Annotated in this window: 13 protein-coding genes and 1 pseudogene; 5 read left to right on the forward strand and 9 right to left on the reverse strand. The window is 58.5% G+C overall.

Annotation, left to right across the window (positions count from 1 at the left end; translation table 11 throughout):
• Window positions 1–38: 38 nt before the first annotated feature.
• The 4 genes from QCD69_RS03455 to xylA all read right to left on the reverse strand — a co-directional run bounded on the left by QCD69_RS03455 (window position 39) and on the right by xylA (window position 6,123).
• Window positions 39–1,832, reverse strand: coding sequence for a DNA/RNA non-specific endonuclease (locus tag QCD69_RS03455; protein ID WP_301251030.1), 1,794 nt, complete (start codon window positions 1,830–1,832; stop codon window positions 39–41).
• A 72-nt stretch (window positions 1,833–1,904) separates the two neighbouring features.
• A complete protein-coding gene (locus QCD69_RS03460; protein WP_301251031.1) occupies window positions 1,905–3,101 on the reverse strand; it encodes a XylR family transcriptional regulator in 1,197 nt (398 codons plus the stop codon).
• Window positions 3,102–3,318: 217 nt separating this feature from the next.
• Window positions 3,319–4,770 (reverse strand): xylulokinase, encoded by a 1,452-nt coding sequence (gene xylB, locus QCD69_RS03465; RefSeq protein ID WP_301251032.1) that lies wholly within the window; start codon window positions 4,768–4,770, stop codon window positions 3,319–3,321.
• Between the two features lie 33 nt (window positions 4,771–4,803).
• Window positions 4,804–6,123 (reverse strand): xylose isomerase, encoded by a 1,320-nt coding sequence (gene xylA, locus QCD69_RS03470; protein WP_301251033.1) that lies wholly within the window; start codon window positions 6,121–6,123, stop codon window positions 4,804–4,806.
• 360 nt (window positions 6,124–6,483) lie between these two features.
• On the opposite strand from xylA, the gene xylE reads away from it, so the two are divergent.
• On the forward strand, window positions 6,484–7,974 hold the full coding sequence (gene xylE, locus QCD69_RS03475) for a D-xylose transporter XylE (protein ID WP_301251034.1): 1,491 nt from the start codon (window positions 6,484–6,486) through the stop codon (window positions 7,972–7,974).
• 199 nt (window positions 7,975–8,173) lie between these two features.
• Here the strand turns inward: xylE and QCD69_RS03480 are convergent, their stop codons facing one another.
• The 3 genes and pseudogenes from QCD69_RS03480 to QCD69_RS03490 form a co-directional block, all read right to left on the reverse strand.
• On the reverse strand, window positions 8,174–9,406 hold the full coding sequence (locus QCD69_RS03480) for an MFS transporter (RefSeq protein WP_301251035.1): 1,233 nt from the start codon (window positions 9,404–9,406) through the stop codon (window positions 8,174–8,176).
• 237 nt (window positions 9,407–9,643) lie between these two features.
• The gene (locus QCD69_RS03485) at window positions 9,644–9,943 is read right to left on the reverse strand and encodes an XRE family transcriptional regulator (RefSeq protein ID WP_253460284.1); all 300 of its coding nucleotides are present in this window, start codon (window positions 9,941–9,943) and stop codon (window positions 9,644–9,646) included.
• Window positions 9,931–10,293 (reverse strand): annotated as a pseudogene (locus tag QCD69_RS03490) (type II toxin-antitoxin system RelE/ParE family toxin). The gene QCD69_RS03485 and the pseudogene QCD69_RS03490 overlap by 13 nt, the downstream one beginning before the upstream one ends.
• 302 nt (window positions 10,294–10,595) lie before the next feature.
• Between QCD69_RS03490 and QCD69_RS03495 the strand changes: the two are divergent.
• The 4 genes from QCD69_RS03495 (at window position 10,596) to QCD69_RS03510 (ending at window position 15,009) form a co-directional block, all read left to right on the forward strand.
• Window positions 10,596–11,039, forward strand: a complete 444-nt coding sequence (locus tag QCD69_RS03495; RefSeq protein WP_253460278.1) for a type II toxin-antitoxin system RatA family toxin — start codon at window positions 10,596–10,598, stop codon at window positions 11,037–11,039.
• Between the two features lie 204 nt (window positions 11,040–11,243).
• A complete protein-coding gene (locus QCD69_RS03500) occupies window positions 11,244–11,735 on the forward strand; it encodes a (2Fe-2S)-binding protein (RefSeq protein ID WP_125288063.1) in 492 nt (163 codons plus the stop codon).
• A complete protein-coding gene (locus tag QCD69_RS03505; protein WP_301251036.1) occupies window positions 11,732–12,730 on the forward strand; it encodes an FAD binding domain-containing protein in 999 nt (332 codons plus the stop codon). Before QCD69_RS03500 ends, QCD69_RS03505 begins: the two co-directional genes overlap by 4 nt.
• Window positions 12,727–15,009 carry a xanthine dehydrogenase family protein molybdopterin-binding subunit gene (locus QCD69_RS03510; RefSeq protein WP_301251037.1) on the forward strand — a complete coding sequence of 761 codons (2,283 nt, stop codon included), beginning with the start codon at window positions 12,727–12,729 and terminating at the stop codon, window positions 15,007–15,009. Before QCD69_RS03505 ends, QCD69_RS03510 begins: the two co-directional genes overlap by 4 nt.
• A gap of 32 nt (window positions 15,010–15,041) precedes the next feature.
• Here the strand turns inward: QCD69_RS03510 and QCD69_RS03515 are convergent, their stop codons facing one another.
• Together QCD69_RS03515 and QCD69_RS03520 are read right to left on the reverse strand one after the other, a co-directional pair.
• Window positions 15,042–15,227, reverse strand: a complete 186-nt coding sequence (locus tag QCD69_RS03515; protein WP_301251038.1) for a hypothetical protein — start codon at window positions 15,225–15,227, stop codon at window positions 15,042–15,044.
• A complete protein-coding gene (locus QCD69_RS03520) occupies window positions 15,202–15,861 on the reverse strand; it encodes a nucleotidyltransferase family protein (protein ID WP_301251039.1) in 660 nt (219 codons plus the stop codon). The genes QCD69_RS03515 and QCD69_RS03520 overlap by 26 nt, the downstream gene beginning before the upstream one ends.
• Window positions 15,862–15,991: the final 130 nt, after the last annotated feature.

The raw sequence follows: 15,991 nt of genomic DNA on the forward strand, positions 1-15,991 counted from the left end.
GGGCTTTTTGCTCTTCCCCTTGCGGCAAGTGGCATCAGCTACAGTAGATCCCGCCACGTCATAATCAGCTTCGCCGGTAACGGCTCCGCCAGCAGCGCCGCGTCCGGCTGCCAGCTGTCCCAGGCGCGGAAAGCGCTGAAATCAAGCCCGGTCAGGGTTTCCAGCGCGCTGACGGCAACCCGGTATTCATCCACATTGGGCACCGCTTCCGGCTGCGCCTGCGGCAATACGCGGCGCGGTTCGTCCAGCAATTTATCCTGGCTCACCAGCAGTGCCGTAGCCTGTGGCTTGCCCTGCGGCCCGATGCGCAAAACGACCTTCCAGAACATCAGCGGCACCGCTAAATCCGCATATTGCCTGCTTTGCTCGTTAAGCACCGGCCCGGTCAGCACGCTGATCCGCTGCTTTGACTGCAGGACGCCAGACTCAAGGATGTAGCGCTCAACGCCCTGCCAGTACTGCAAACTCTGATTAAAGCGGAAATGCTGCGGCGAGCAGTTGGTAAAGTGAAAAGTATCTTTATTGGCGCGAACCGCTTCGGCCGCGCTGCCCCAGGTGGGATCGCTGCGGCGGGTCAGATGGCCCCGATCGAACCAGCGGCTGAACTCGCTGTAAAACGCCTGACCGGTGACGAAACGGCTGTCGATGCGGCTGTCTTCATACCAGCGGTCGCCCTCCGGCAGCAGCGAAGGCTGTCCGCTGTCGCGATCGATATTGATATAGCTCGCGCCATCAATGTTGGTGGCGGTAAAAAAGGCCAGCCGCCGCTCACCGCTCATCAGCAGAGAAAAGTGCTGATAGTCGAGCCTGGCCTCTGCGCCTTTGCTGCCGTCGCGCAATGGGGCGACTTCCGCCGCGCGCGGAGCGATAATCTCCGCCATATCAATATGCGTACCGGCAAGAAAGTCGGCCTGATAACCATCACGATTACCATAATTGCTCTCCGGCGCGGCGGCGCTGGCGACGGGACGCAGCGGCGTAGCGTCCGAAGTTAACGCCTGCATCAGCTGTGCCTGCATATCGGCGGACAGCTGCGGCAGCTCGCCTTTCAGCCAGTCGGTTAAGGCGCTGAGGCGTATGCCTTCATTAACCCATTTTTCGCCGTCCTCAACGGCACCGTGGTGCAGCGCCACCAGCTGCCAGCCGTCGTTGAACACGGGCGCGCCGGACGATCCGCCCTCGCTGTCGGCTTCGTAATGCAGAAACTGCTCGTGCCGCGCCAGCAGCGCATTATTACGCAGCGTGAGCTGCTGTGGCGCGCCGCCCGGATGATGGATAAGGTTCAGGCTGATACCCAGCGCATGTTTATCGTTGCGATCGTTAAGCGCCAGCGGCAACGGCGTCTCCCCGCTGCCGCTAAGGGCTTCGCCCAGCGCAATCAGCGTGCAGTCGAACGCCTCTGTCGGGCTGGTCAGCCAGAAACGCTCTGCATCCAGCGTGTAAAGCCGCCCGTCGCTAATTTCGCCAGTCTCGCTCTGACGGAAGCCGAACTGTACCGTCACCGTGCCTGAAGCAGGCGGTTCAGGCAGCACGTGATGGTTGGTGATAAACAGGCCGCCGTGGGTCAGAAAGCCGCTGCCCTCAGGAATGCCGTCTTTGCGGATCAGCCCTACCGCCCGCGCCGAACTCAGGCCCTGCTGCAAAAAAGAAACCGGCAGCAGATCGCGCTCGCCAATAATCAGGCTCTGCCGGGTTCGCTGCTGAAAAGCATAGCGCTGCGCGCGTCGCCGATCCGGCTCGGCCTGCTCACCCTGCGCCAGGGCCGCGCGGGTTTGTTCTCGTTGCTCTGCGGTCAGCGCCAGTCTTGCAGCAATCAGCTCGTTAATTTTCATTCGCCTCTCCATGCCAGGGATATGTGCCTTTTAACCATAGCTGCTGCCTGTGACGGAACAAGCGCTACGCTGTTACGCCCTCGTCATGCCGTTCCGGCTGCTGCGATATTTTATCGGCGTCATAGCCAGGTTTTGCCGTGAAACGGTGCAAAAATATTGCGGCGTGCTGTAACCGCACAGACGGCTGATTTCGGCCACCGGCAGCGAGGTGGTTTCCAGCAGCTCCTTCGCTCTGGCAAATTTCTCATCCTGGATCACCTTATGGATCGTGGTGCCCAGCTCGGTCATAAATTTTTTATCCAGATTGGAACGAGAGGTGCCGACCGCTTCCAGAACCTGTTCAACGGTGGCGCCCCGGCAGGCGTTTTTACGGATAAACCCCATCGCCTTCACCACCATAGCGTCGATAATCGATCGGTAATCGGTAGACTGCCGGGCAATTACGCTTTCCGGGGCGATTATCACCGGTTCGCTACTTACGCGACGGCCTGAAAGCAGATTGTCCAGCAGCCTGGCCGCTTCGAATCCCATTCTGCGCGTGCCCTGCACTACCGAAGAGAGCGAAATTCGCGACAGATATCGAGTTAATTCTTCATTATCAATGCCGATCACGCACAGGCTTTCCGGCACCGCAATGCCGATATGCTCACAGGTTTGCAGGATGTGCCTGGCGCGGGCATCCGTGACGGCGACGATGCCGGTATGGGCGGGCAGCGAATGCAGCCATTCGGCCAGCTTCTGCTGGGCCGTTTCCCAGGTGTTGCTGTCCGTGACCATGCCTTCATAAAGCATGCCGGGAAAGGCCATATCGCAGGTCAAACGCCGGAACGCCGCGGCCCGCTCCTGCGCCCAGCGTTTTCCTGCCTCGGCGGGCAGGCCGAAAAAAGCGAAGCGCTCAATGCCTTTCTCGGTAAGATGATGCAAAGCCGCAGCCACCAGCGCCTCGTTGTCCGTGGCGACATAGCTGACGCCGGGATAGTCTTCCCGATTACTGTAGGAGCCGCCCACGCCCACAACAGGCATAGCGATCTGGCTAAGCTGTGCGGCCAGCTGCGCGTCGTCAAAGTCCGCAATAATACCGCTGCCGGAAAGAATGTTCTCGTTCAGGTGATGAACGCTGAAATCTTCTTCTATATAGATATCCCAGTCGCACTGCGAGGCGTAAAAATACTCGCCTATCCCCTCAATGATCTGGCGGTCATAGGCTTTGTTAGCGTTGAACAGCAGCGAAATCCTGGCGTGCCTGGCGGGAGCCTCATTTTTCTTCATATTCAGACCCTGAAACTAAAGCGACCGCTTCAATATGAAGAGTTTTTTTGTAAAGACAAGGGATTGGGGGGAGCAACCGTCAGGTCTGCTCGGGCGATCAAAAAAATGCGGCGCGGCTTCCTCCCGTTACCGCGAAGAAGCCGCTGACTGCCCCTTAAAGCAAAGCGGTGGCGTTGCTGCCAGAACGCCAGGCTTGTCGATAAGCTGTGGCCGCGCCTTAAAGCGAGGCGGTTTGTTGATAAAGCGCGCTGAACAGCCTTTGTCGCTGGCGGTAGAAGTCATGGCGATCGGCGCGGGGCGTATAGCGGGACTCCAGCGGCAGCACCGGCAACAGCTCCGCCGGTGAAACGCCCGGATGACAGCTCATGCGGGCAAGCCTGGCGGCACCCAGCGCCGGGCCGACATCGCCGCCCGTGCGGTATTCCATAGTTACGCCGGAGATATCCGCCAGCAGCTGCCGCCAGAACGCGCTGCGCGCCCCGCCGCCAATCAGCGTGACGGCAGCCGGCCTGACGCCCGTCGCCTGTAGCGCGGCCATTCCTTCCGCCAGCCCCAGGCTGACGCCTTCCAGCACCGCCATCGCCAGATCTTCCGGGCCGTGCTGATGGGTGAATCCCCAGAACACGCCGGTAGCATCAGGATTATTATGCGGCGTGCGCTCACCGGACAGATAAGGCAGAAAACAGGGCGATTTATCTCCCGGCTTCGCCTTTTCGGCCAGCGCCAGTAGCGCCGCTACCGAAGGCTGCCCGGTCAGCCGCGCCGCCCAGTCCAGACAGGAAGCGGCGCTGAGCATCACCGACATCAGGTGCCAGGTGTCGGGCAACGCATGGCAGAAGCTGTGCACCGCCTGGTCGGGATTGCTGAGAAAGCGCTCGCTGACCGCAAAACAGACGCCGGAAGTGCCCAGCGACAGCATCGCCTGGCCCGGCTGCCAGATCCCGGCACCAATCGCGCCGGCGGCGTTATCTCCCCCGCCCGCCACCACCGGCAGCTCAGAGGGCAGCGACCAGCGCTGACTCAGCTCTGCGGTTATCTGTCCCGTGACTTCGTTGCCTTCAAACAGCGTCGGCATCTGGTCGCGCGTCAGTCCACAGGCGGCCAGCAGCTTATCGCTCCAGGCGCGCTTGCCGACATCCAGCCACATCGTGCCCGCCGCGTCGGACATATCGCTGGCGAAATCGCCGGTCATCCGCCAACGTAGATAATCCTTCGGCAGCAGAACATGCGCTATCTGATTAAAGATCGCCGGCTCATGCTCTTTTACCCATAGCAGCTTTGGCGCGGTGAAGCCCGGCATCATCAGATTGCCCGTGATCTTTCGCGCATCCGGCACGCTTGCCTCCAGCTGCTGGCAGGCCCGCGCGCTGCGGCCGTCGTTCCACAAAATAGCGGGCCGCAGTACCTCATGCTGTCGTCCCATCAGCACGGCGCCGTGCATTTGCCCGGTCAGCCCGACAGCCCGAACCGCCTTCAGCGACCGCTGTGCGGCCAGCGCCAGCATCACCCGATCGGTGGCCTGCCACCATGCCTGCGGATCCTGCTCCGACCACAAAGGATACGGCCGTGAGACGGTCAGCTTCTCCGTGTGGCTGGCTAATACCGCGTTGTTTTCGTCCAGCAATACGGCTTTTACGCCGGACGTACCCAGATCGATTCCTATATACATGCGTCGCTTCCTCTGGCGTGAGGCTAAAAGACACTAGCGGTAGAGCGCCTGGTTGACAATATTTTCCAGCCGCTCCTGATGGCCGCTGCGGTGTTCCGGAAAGAACGCTGATTTTTCCGTATAGTGCGCCAGCTCCTGCAAAGAGAATTTCCCGGCAAGAATGTCCTGGCCCAGCGGGCCCTTCCAGCCCGCGTAGCGTGCTTCGCGAGCCTGTTCAAGCCGTCCTTCTTCGATCAGACGAGCGGCAATCCGCAGGCCCTGTGCCATCACATCCATCCCGCCAATATGGCCGTAGAACAGATCGTAAGGATCGGTGCTCTGCCGACGAACTTTGGCATCGAAATTCAGTCCACCGGTGGTGAAGCCGCCCGCTTTCAGGATCTCATACATAATCAGCGCGTTTTCCTCCACGCTGTTCGGGAACTGATCGGTATCCCAGCCCAGCTGCAAATCACCCCGATTGGCATCCACAGAGCCAAAAATGCCCAGCGCTGCCGCTGTGGCAATTTCATGCTGGAAGGAGTGCCCGGCCAGCGTCGCGTGGTTAGCCTCTACGTTGACCTTGATTTCGTTTTCCAGCCCGAACTCCTTCAGGAAGCCATAAACGGTTGCCACATCATAATCATACTGGTGTTTGGTTGGCTCCTGCGGCTTTGGCTCGATGAGCAAGGTGCCGGTAAAACCGATGCGGTGCTTGTTCTCCACCACCATCTGCATAAACCGGCCAATCTGCGCACGTTCCTGTTTAAGATCGGTATTTAACAGGGTTTCATACCCTTCACGACCGCCCCACAACACATAATTTTCACCGCCCAGCTTTTGCGTGGCGGCCATTGCCGCATTAACCTGCAAAGCGGCCCAGGCAAAGATTTCCGGGTCCGGACTGGTCGCCGCGCCCGCACCGTAGCGTGGATGGGTAAAACAGTTCGCCGTGCCCCACAGCAATTTCACCCCGGTCTGCTGCTGTTTTTCCGCCAGGATATCCGTCATCACCGCAAAGTTATGCAGGTAGTCTTTGACGGAGTGGCCCTGAGGCGCCACGTCGGCATCGTGAAAGCAGTAAAACGGCACGTTGAGCTTATCGAAAAACTCAAAGGCGATATCCGCTTTCGCTTTTGCCTGTTCCAGCTCGTCACCGCCCTTAAACCAGGGCCGATCGAAAGCGCCCGTGCCGAACATATCGGTGCCGGCCCAGCAGAAGGTGTGCCAGTAGCAGGCGGCAAACCGCAGGTGTTCTTTCATGGTTTTACCCAGAATGACTTCATCCGGATTATAAAAATGAAAGGCCAGATCGTTCTGGCTGTCGCTGCCTTCATAAGCAATTTTGGTAATGCGATCGAAATAGTCTGCCATGGTCATTATCCTTAAAGATATGTTCAGGAATTAGCGGGAACCCCATCACTATGCAAACAACAAAGCGCGACACTCAATTATAAAATTTCACAAAGCAGCGCTGTAATATCCCAACCATGACCTTAGTCACAAAGTTGCTACCGGCGTGAACGAAGACACCCGTGATCCCTCTCATAAAAAGCAAAACGGGCATAGCGATTACAAAAAATTGTAATTTCTTTGGCGGGTCAGGAAGATTATGTTTACCTCGCGACATTGGGAGTTCAAAAAATAAACGCGTGGAAGTCTATAAAAAGCATCCGTCTTACCTCCAAATATAAACGCGTTTTATCCTGTTCCTTTCTACCCAAGAGGTTTGTTATGGCAATAGCATCCGAGATGAAGGCCAACAATCGTTATATAATCTCTGTCACGCTGGTGGCGACATTAGGCGGGTTATTATTTGGTTATGATACGGCGGTGATCTCCGGCACCGTTTCCTCCCTGGATAAAGTTTTTATTTCGCCCAGAGGATTAAGCGAATCGGCGGCCAACTCCCTGCTGGGCTTTTGCGTCGCCAGCGCGCTGATCGGCTGTATTATCGGCGGCGTGCTGGGCGGCCCGTTAAGCGCCCGCTTTGGCAGAAAGAAAACGCTGCTGGTGGCTGCCGTGCTGTTCTTTTTATCGGCGCTGGGTTCAGCTTTCCCTGAAATCGGCCACCGCGCCGTCGGTACTGACAGCGGCGTGCCTTATTACCTGTCGGGCTATCTCAGCGAATTTGTGATCTACCGTATCGTCGGCGGGATTGGCGTAGGCCTGGCCTCTATGGTTTCCCCTATGTATATCGCGGAAATTACGCCGGCGAAAATTCGTGGCCGTATGGTTGCCTGTAATCAGTTCGCTATTATTTTAGGGCAGCTGTTAGTTTATTGCGTGAATTACAGCATTGCGCTGTCCGGCAATGCCGACTGGCTGGATACGATGGGATGGCGGCTAATGTTTCTTTCCGGCGCCATTCCTTCTTTATTATTTTTCATTTTATTATTTGCCGTCCCGGAAAGCCCGCGCTGGCTGGCAGTCAAAGGTATGAATGATAAAGCCGCCGCCATTCTGGAGAAGCTTTTTGGTAAAGCGCAAAGCCAGAAAGAACTACAGAATATTTTACAGTCGGTTAATACCCGTACCAGCAAAAGCGCTCCGCTGTTTTCTTTTGGCGCTGGCGTCATTGTTATTGGCATTATGCTTTCCGTTTTTCAGCAGTTCGTTGGTATTAATGTGGTTTTATATTATGCGCCGGAGGTCTTTCGCTCTGTTGGCTCCAGTACGGATGTTGCTCTGTTACAAACTATCATTGTGGGCGTCATTAATTTAATTTTTACCACTATTGCCATTATGACGGTGGATAATTTTGGCCGTAAGCCGCTACAAATTATCGGCGCGCTGGGCATGGCGATCGGCATGTTTACGCTCGGCACCGCTTTCTACAGCAAAATGTCCGGCGTGGTGGCGCTGGGCGCAATGCTGTTTTACGTGGCGTCCTTTGCCATCTCGTGGGGGCCGGTCTGCTGGGTGCTGCTGGCGGAAATTTTCCCCAACCGCATCCGCAGTAAAGCGATGTCGCTGGCCGTGGCGGCGCAGTGGGTGGCAAACTATCTGGTTTCCTGGACCTTCCCGATGATGGATAAAAACAGCACGCTCAATGCGCATTTCAACAACGGTTTCGCCTACTGGCTGTATGGCGTGATGGGGCTGCTGGCGGCGCTGTTTATGTGGAAGTTTGTGCCGGAAACCAAAGGCAAATCGCTGGAAGAGCTGGAATCCCAATGGAAAAAACCCGCTTCAGCCGGGCTGAGTGAGAAACTGGCGGACTGACCGGTTCGTGCACGGGAGACGGCCCATCTTCCCGGGCGGAGTGATTACGACAGCCAGCCATGGCTAAAAAGAATATCAGCTTTGCCATAAAGAACTGCACCTTACTCAGTTGGGTGACCAACTTTTAGGGTGCAGCCCATTTACAACGGGCCTGTGGTTTTTCTTACCGGCGTTTTGTCAAAGGCACAGGCATCGGCTGCTATTTAACCGATGCATTACTTTTCAGCTGCCTTATTGCCGGAACCAGGCTGGTTGCAACGGTAGCGATAACCACGGCAGCAGCGCAACACAGCAGCACGGCGCTATTGCCGTAGCGGATCGCCAGCGGCCCGGCGGCCAGCTCGCCTACGGGAATAGCAACAAAAGACCCCATAGCGTCATAAGCGTAAACGCGCGCCAGCCTGTCACGGGGAATATGCGTTTGTAGCGCATGCGCCCAGACCACGCCAAACTGCCCCAATCCCATGCCCGCCAGGCAAAACCCGCCCATCAGTGCCAGCGCCGTCGCGCCGGTCGCCAGCTGCAAAACAGGAACGGCACAAAGCGCCACCAGCATGACGCCGATAAACATCGCGCGCTGCGGTCGCCAGCGCAGCGCGACGCACGAGCCGAGGATCAGTCCGATGCTTTGCGCGGCAATCATCATGCCCCAGCGGGTGCGGCCAAAAGAGGCATCGGCGATCACCGGCCCTAACACCATTACCATGCCGGTAAAAGCGGCGTTCACCACTGCAAACTGCACTACCACCGCCCAGACCCAGGCGCGCGCCGTAAACTCGCGCCAGCCGTCGCGCAGATCCAGCCAGAGATTACCCGGCGCATCGACAGGCTGATAGCTAATCCGGATGCACCGATAGAGCGGCGCGGCGGCAGCGAACCCCAGCGCATCAACGGCAAGCCCCCAGCCCGGCCCAACCGCGCTGGTCAACACGCCGCCGAACGACGCGCCAAACACCGTCCCGATATAGATGCCGACCTGAATAAAGGCGTTAGCCTGACGCAGCGTTGGCGAGGGGACGGTTTGCGGTACAAGCGCTGAGGAGGCAGGCAGCGCAATACCGGCCGCCGCGCCGTTCACCGTGCCGAGCAGAACCAGCAGCGGAATAGTCGCCATCCCTTCCAGCACCAGCCATGCCACCACGCCCTGCGACAAAGCAGCCACGGCGGAGGAGGAAAAAAGCACCAGGCTGCGCGAATAGCGATCCGCCAGCACGCCGCCGAACAGCAGAAAGGCAACGTTGAAAATGGAGCGCGCCGCCACCACCAGTCCCAAATCCGCTGCGGATCCGCCCATATCCAGCACGGCGAAAGCCAGCGCAACGGGCGCAATGCTGTTGCCCAATACGGTAAGGAAACGGGCCAGAAAAAGGTTTCTGAATGGCGCATAGCGGAACGCATGTTGTCGGTGCGGGAGTGCGGCTTTAGCGTTCAAACCTGCCTCCCTGCGCACCGCCTTGAGAGCGATTTCGGCTCAGGCAGGGACTGGTGCGATCCCCGCCTCCCCCTGCGCAGCCTTGATACGGGCTGTGGTTTGACGCCGCGCGCCCTGTGATTTTTCTGCTCATGCCGCCAGCTATCGCCTCCCTGCTTTTGCCTTTAACCCTGAAAAAAAGAGGGTGAAATAATAACGGCTGGCTGGCCCGTTGCCTATGCCCTTTTGCCTGCGGGTTTACACCTTGAATCCATAGTGCGAGCCGTCCGGCAGCTCAATATTCAACTGCAGCTTGCCGCCCGCCGCTTCGATATAGCGTTTTAGCGTGGAAAGTTTGATATCGCGCCCCGGCTTTTCCATGCCCGCCACGGTAGGCTGTTTTACCCCCAGCGCCTGCGCCATCTCGCTCTGGGTTTTCTGCACCCGCTCACGCAGTTCAGCAAGCTGAATATCCAGCTGTATCTCTGCGGCCAGCTTTTCCGCTTCTGCCACGACATGCGGTGCTTCTTCCGCCAGCATTTGTTCTAATGTACGCATACGTTACCTCTGGTCCTGTTCAGATAGTCAGTAAACTCCCGATCGGCTATCGGGATCATCACGCGATAAAAACGTTTTTCATTGCCTGTTTTGCCGCCTGCGCAAAGCAGCACGCCGGTTCTCTGTGGGTCAAAAGCGAAAAAGATCCGTATCGGTTTGCCACGGCACTGCACGCGAAGCTCTTTCATATTGCTGTAGCGCGAACCCTGAATGCTGTCGGCCCTGGGACGTGGCAGCTCCGGCCCTCATGCGCGCAGTACCAGCAGCGAACCCAGCACGGCTGCCCGTTCGTGATCCTGAAGCGTGCTGAACCACCAGTCAAACCTGTCCGTTGTTTTGAGCAACCACATATGCGGCCTCCGTTAATATAGCTCCAGACCTATATAGGTGTAAAACTATAATGACGGCTTTTTTTGTAAGATGCCGCTGCCTGTTTGCTAAAACCAGAAGCGCTTTCCTGAGAAAACGTGCACGTATGCCTTGCTTGCAGTGTGAATGCAGCGCCGCTCGCAAAACTGTGCCTCGGAAAGCGCAGTTTTCTGCCTGTAACGAATTCTTTTGCGGCCGATCAATAAGCGTTAGAAAGTAACTTATTAGCCTTGAGCAGCGGCTATGTTGGCTGCGCGCGATGCCAAACAGGCTAAGGGTTAAGATGACAACTTTTGAAAAACGCATTCAGGTTAATTTCAGCCAGAGCCAGATGTATAACCTTGTCGCCGACGTCGCCGCTTATCCCGACTTCTTGCCCTGGTGTCGGCAGGTCGAGATCCTTGCCAGCCAACCGGAAGCAAAAATGGTGCGCATCGGGTTGCGCTTTCAGCAGTTTCCTGAACTTAGCCTGACAACCCGCGCCACTTTCCATCCCCCCTCCTCGCTGCATCTGCGGCTGGTAAGCGGTTCCTTTCTGTCGCAGTTTGAGGGCGACTGGTTTTTTGAGGCTACGGGAGAAAAAACCTGTACCGTGACTTTCGCGGTGAAATATCGCTTCGCTAACGGCCTGCTGCGATTGACCCTCGCCCCTTTTTTCAGCCTGATGGTCAGAATGCTGCCGGGCGTATTTATTCAGCGGGCGGAGGAAATTTATTCGCACGCCTGAAGCCAGGATGCGGCATCTGCGCCTGCAAACTGCCGCGCGCCCTTTTTCCCAAATCTGACTATCCTTATCTTTCCGATACGCTCCTCTAAAAAGAGCGATCGCATTCACCTTTTCAGGCGTGCCTGTATTCCGAGCAATGAGGCAGTGTCGACATGAGTAAGCGCTGCGCACACTGTCAGTGACCTCCCCAATCTGGAGACGACAATGACTCAACTTTATCCTTTGCAGCTCACCGTCAACGGTGAAAGCTGTCAGCTGATGGTCGATCCGCGCACTACCCTGCTGGATGCGCTGCGGGAGCACATTGGTTTAACCGGCTCGAAAAAGGGCTGCGACCAGGGGCAGTGCGGCGCCTGTACCGTGCATATCGACGGCGAACGCGTGCTGAGCTGCCTGACGCTGGCGGCCCAGGCGGCGGGCAGAGATATTACCACCATTGAAGGTCTGGCCGCGCCGGACGGGACGCTGCACGCGGTGCAGGCCGCTTTCCTGCGCCACGATGCCTTCCAGTGCGGCTATTGCACCTCCGGCCAAATTATGTCGGCCGTCGCCTGCATCAAAGAAGGTCATGCCCGTTCCGATGACGAAATCCGCGAATATATGAGCGGGAATTTATGCCGCTGCGGCGCCTATCCCAATATCGTCAAAGCCGTGAAGGACGCGGCGGCCAGCCTGAGCCAGGAGGCCACATCATGAGATCGTTCAACTATCAACGCGCGACCGACGTCAGCCAGGCCACGACGCTGGCCAGCCAGCCAGAGGCGCGCATTCTCGCCGGCGGCACGACGCAGCTGGATCTGATGAAGTGCGGCGTCGAGCGTCCCGCCACGCTGGTGGATATTACGCATTTGCAGGATCTGCATGATATTACGCTCAGCGACGGTGAGCTGACGCTCGGCACCCTGGTAAAGATGAGCCAGGCGGCCGACAGCAAAACGGTAAAAACTTTTGCGCCCGCGCTGGCGGAAAGCCTTTCGCTCGCCGCCTCGGCGCAGCTGCGCAATATGGCCTCGCTGGGCGGCAATATTCTACAGCGCACCCGCTGCAGCTATTTTCGCGATCCGCAGGCCTGGTCCGCCTGCAACAAGCGCAACCCCGGTTCCGGCTGCGCCGCGCTGAACGGCCTGAATCATAATCATGCGGTGCTGGGCACCAGCGACAGCTGCATCGCGCTCTATCCCGGCGATTTTGCGGTGGCGCTGACCGCTTTCGACGCGGTGCTGAACCTGCAAAACAGCGCGGGCGAACTGCGTTCCGTTCCCGTTACCGATTTTTTCCGCCTGCCGTCCGATCGTCCCGATCTTGAACACCAGCTCGCGCCTGGCGAGATGATCGTCAGCCTGACGGTGCCGCGTAGCGCCGCGCTGGCCCGCTCGCACTACCTTAAAGTGCGCGATCGTAGCTCCTACGAATTCGCCGCTGCCAGCGCGGCCGTAGGGCTGGAGATGGAAGAAGATAACCTGACCATCAAAGAGGTACGCGTCGCGCTGGGCGGCGTGGCAACCAAACCCTGGCGCGCTTACCAGGTAGAGCAGGCGCTGAAAGGCCAGCGGCTGGAGGAGAAAACGCTGCGCAAAGCGGCGGAAAAAGTGACGGAAGGCGCCATTGCCCGCCAGCATAACGGGCACAAAATTATTCTTGCGCCTCGCGTTATCGCCAGGGCTTTGATGACCGTGGGAGGTCTGGTATGAGCACGCTCGAAACGTCTTCGATCGGTCGTCAGCAGGCTTTAGGCAGCCCGCTGGATCGCGCCGACGGCAGGCTGAAAATTCAGGGGCTGGCGACCTACGCTGTCGAAAAATCGCTGGATAATCTCGCTTACGCGGTAGTGGTTCAGTCAACCATCGCCTATGGACGTATTACCGCGATGCATACCGAGCGAGCGCGCCAGTCGCCCGGCGTGTTGGCGGTGTATAACCACGAAAGCGGATTAACCATTCATTCAGCCAAAACCTTTGGCGAAGGCGGCGCGGCGGCGCAGGCTTTTCTGCCGTTGCAGGACGATAAGGTTTTGTGGAACGGTCAGCATATTGCGCTGGTCGTGGCCGAAACGCTGGAGCAGGCCACCGAGGCCGCCGCGCTAATTGAGACGGAATATGAACAACAGCCGCCTGTGGTGCATCCGACCCACCCCAACGCTAAACCAGAAACGGTGGATGCGTTAACGATTGACTGGGGCGACGCCATCCCCGCGCTGGCCCAGGCGGAGGTGCAGGTAGGCGGCATCTATACCACGCCCAGAGAATATAACTCGCCCATTGAGCCGCACGGCTGTATCGCGCACTGGCAAAACGGCAGCCTGACGCTGTGGGAACCGAGCCAGTGGCCGGGCGGCGCGCGTCAGGTAGTATCGGAATGGCTGGCGATAGATCACGACAAGGTGCGCGTGATTTCACCCTTTGTCGGCGGCGGCTTCGGTTGCAAAGGCGGGATACAGCCGCATAGCGCGCTGGCCTGCGTGGCCTCGCGCGAGCTTAACCGGCCGATTAAACTGGCGCTGACCCGGCCGCAGACCTTTACCGCTTTCGGCGGCAGGCCGCGCACGCATCAGCAGCTGGCGCTGGGCGCCAACCGTGACGGGCTGTTACAGGCTATCGTGCACGACAGCTGGAACGAAACCGCGCTGAACGATGTGCACAAGGAGCCTTGTAATTCCGTAACGGCGCTGATGTACGCCTCGCCAAACTTTTTATCGCACCACAAGCTGATCCACCTGAATACCGTCAATCCAAGCTGGATGCGCGCGCCGGGCGAAAACCCGAGCGCCTTTGCGCTGGAAGTGGCAATGGACGAGCTGGCGTGGGCGCTAAAAATGGATCCGCTGGCGCTGCGCCTGAAAAACTATGCGGAGCAGGATCCGCAGGCCAGGATCCCCTGGAGCTCTCGCCAGCTGCGCGAGGCTTATCAACAGGGCGCCGACGCATTTGGCTGGAGCAAACGTCCTCTTGAGCCGCGCAGCCTGCGCGAAGGCCGCCAGCTGATCGGTTGGGGAATGGCTTCCGGTACCTATCCGGTACGCCGTACGCCCGGCGAGGCGCAGATTGTTTTGTCCGCTGACGGCAGTATTGAGGTGCAGAGCAGCGGGGTGGATATCGGCACGGGCACCTACACTATTCTGGCGCAGACGGCGGCGGACGTGCTGCTGGTTGCGCCGGAAAGCATCACCGTGTCGCTTGGCGATACGCTGCTGCCCCGTGCGCCGGTTGCGGGCGGTTCGCAGCTGGCGAATTTGCTGACTGGCGCGGTGCATAAGACCGCGCAGGCGCTGCGCGATAGGCTGATAACGCTGGCGACTGCCACGGAGAAATCGCCGCTGTGGCAGCAGCCGCCTTCCGCCCTCTCGCTGGCCGACGGTTATCTCTGGCTGAGCAACAGCCCGGGATTACGGATTAGCTTTGCCGAGCTGCTGAAGCTTAGCGGCCGCGAAAAGCTGGTGGCGCATCAGGATACCTTCGATAAAACCGCCAGCGAGGAAGATCGCAACAAAGCGGATCGTACTTCCACTATGATGCTGCCGCCTACCGATGGCGGCGTGTCGGCTCACAGCTGGAGCGCTATCTTTGTCGAAGTCGCAGTAGATGAAGACTTCGGCACGGTGCGGGTTAAAAGAATGGTCGGCGCCTTTGATTCCGGCCGGGTTTACAATCCTAAGCTGGCAGAAAGCCAGTGGATTGGCGGCATGGTGATGGGCATTGGCCAGGCGCTGCTGGAGCAGGGACAGATAGACGATCGCGACGGCTGGATAGCCAACGCCAACCTGGCCGACTATCTGATAGCGGTCAACGCGGATATCCCTGAACTGACCACGATTGACGTTGGCAAGCCGGATTACCTGGCTACCGTGCTGGGCGGCAAAGCGGTCGGCGAGCTGGGGATCGTCGGCGTGGCGGCCGCCATATCCAATGCGGTCTGGCACGCCACCGGCAAACGCATCCGCGATTTACCCATCACTCAGGACAAGCTGTTATAACCGCAGGCGGGCTGGCAAACGGCCCGCGATTTTTATGCGGCGCCAGCGCTGTTTCGGCTGGCGTTTTGCTGCCGATCGCCAGCCCTACCGGCGCAAACCGCACCGCCCCCGTCAGCGATCGGCAGCGATCCCACTGCCCAAGGCGACGATCCCCAGGTTTTGATGACGATACAGAGCCAGACGGGCCGATCTTTAGTCCAGCTCAGCGCCTGGCGCATAACCCGATCGTTGAGCGACAGCAGGGCTCTCTCCTGCTGGCAGCTGTGAAGGCAGATCGATATCCTGCAAAATTGACGCATCCTGTAGCTCAATCGTATACAGGGGAAACTGCACCAGCAGGCTGCGTGCGCCCTGCTCATCGGTCAAGGCGCTGAGCGCCCTGAAAGCGCAGCGGCCAAACCCCACCGGATGCCCCGGACTGGCGCGAAAAACGGGGCGCACGATCCCCTCCTCAACCACTTTACTGGCTACCAGCCGCAGCGTGGCCGCAGAAATAAAGGGCATATCGGCCAGATGGATCAGCCAGCCGTCCCATGCCGCCGTCTGGCGAACGCCGGCGGCGATCGATTCGCCCATGCGGGTATTTTCCACCAGCACCGTCGGAATGCCCTGCTGCTCACAGTAGTCGCGAATGGCCTGCTGCGCGGGCCGCGTCACCACGCATACCGGCAGGCCGCTCTGCTGCGCCGCCTGGCAGCTGTGAACAAACACCGATTTTACCTGCCCTGACGCATCGGCGAACGCCGCCTGGAGCTTATCGGTTGCGCCACCCGCTTCGGTAAACCGCTGTCCCTGACCGGCCGCGATAACCAGAACGCCGATCGTTTTTTCCCTGTGCTCATGCTTATCCATATCCCATTCCCCTTATTAACGTTCGGGGCTACCAGCGTAGCGCAAATTATCCCCTGTGGGGATGAATTCAGACTGCGCCTGAGCGCGCACGCTTTATTTCAGCTAACATGCTGTTAAGAAAACAATAACC

This window comes from Erwinia sp. PsM31, assembly GCF_030433775.1.
In the GTDB taxonomy this organism is placed as follows: Bacteria; Pseudomonadota; Gammaproteobacteria; order Enterobacterales; family Enterobacteriaceae; genus Erwinia; species Erwinia aeris.

What these genes read in the sequence shown, in the direction of transcription:
- QCD69_RS03520 (WP_301251039.1), bottom strand. Translation starts at nt 15,861, where the DNA reads ATGGATAAGCATGAGCACAGGGAAAAAACGATCGGCGTTCTGGTTATC.
- xylB (WP_301251032.1), bottom strand. Translation starts at nt 4,770, where the DNA reads ATGTATATAGGAATCGATCTGGGTACGTCCGGCGTAAAAGCCGTATTG.
- QCD69_RS03455 (WP_301251030.1), bottom strand. Translation starts at nt 1,832, where the DNA reads ATGAAAATTAACGAGCTGATTGCTGCAAGACTGGCGCTGACCGCAGAG.
- QCD69_RS03495 (WP_253460278.1), top strand. Translation starts at nt 10,596, where the DNA reads ATGACAACTTTTGAAAAACGCATTCAGGTTAATTTCAGCCAGAGCCAG.
- xylA (WP_301251033.1), bottom strand. Translation starts at nt 6,123, where the DNA reads ATGGCAGACTATTTCGATCGCATTACCAAAATTGCTTATGAAGGCAGC.
- QCD69_RS03460 (WP_301251031.1), bottom strand. Translation starts at nt 3,101, where the DNA reads ATGAAGAAAAATGAGGCTCCCGCCAGGCACGCCAGGATTTCGCTGCTG.
- QCD69_RS03485 (WP_253460284.1), bottom strand. Translation starts at nt 9,943, where the DNA reads ATGCGTACATTAGAACAAATGCTGGCGGAAGAAGCACCGCATGTCGTG.
- QCD69_RS03510 (WP_301251037.1), top strand. Translation starts at nt 12,727, where the DNA reads ATGAGCACGCTCGAAACGTCTTCGATCGGTCGTCAGCAGGCTTTAGGC.
- QCD69_RS03515 (WP_301251038.1), bottom strand. Translation starts at nt 15,227, where the DNA reads ATGCGCCAGGCGCTGAGCTGGACTAAAGATCGGCCCGTCTGGCTCTGT.
- QCD69_RS03505 (WP_301251036.1), top strand. Translation starts at nt 11,732, where the DNA reads ATGAGATCGTTCAACTATCAACGCGCGACCGACGTCAGCCAGGCCACG.
- xylE (WP_301251034.1), top strand. Translation starts at nt 6,484, where the DNA reads ATGGCAATAGCATCCGAGATGAAGGCCAACAATCGTTATATAATCTCT.
- QCD69_RS03500 (WP_125288063.1), top strand. Translation starts at nt 11,244, where the DNA reads ATGACTCAACTTTATCCTTTGCAGCTCACCGTCAACGGTGAAAGCTGT.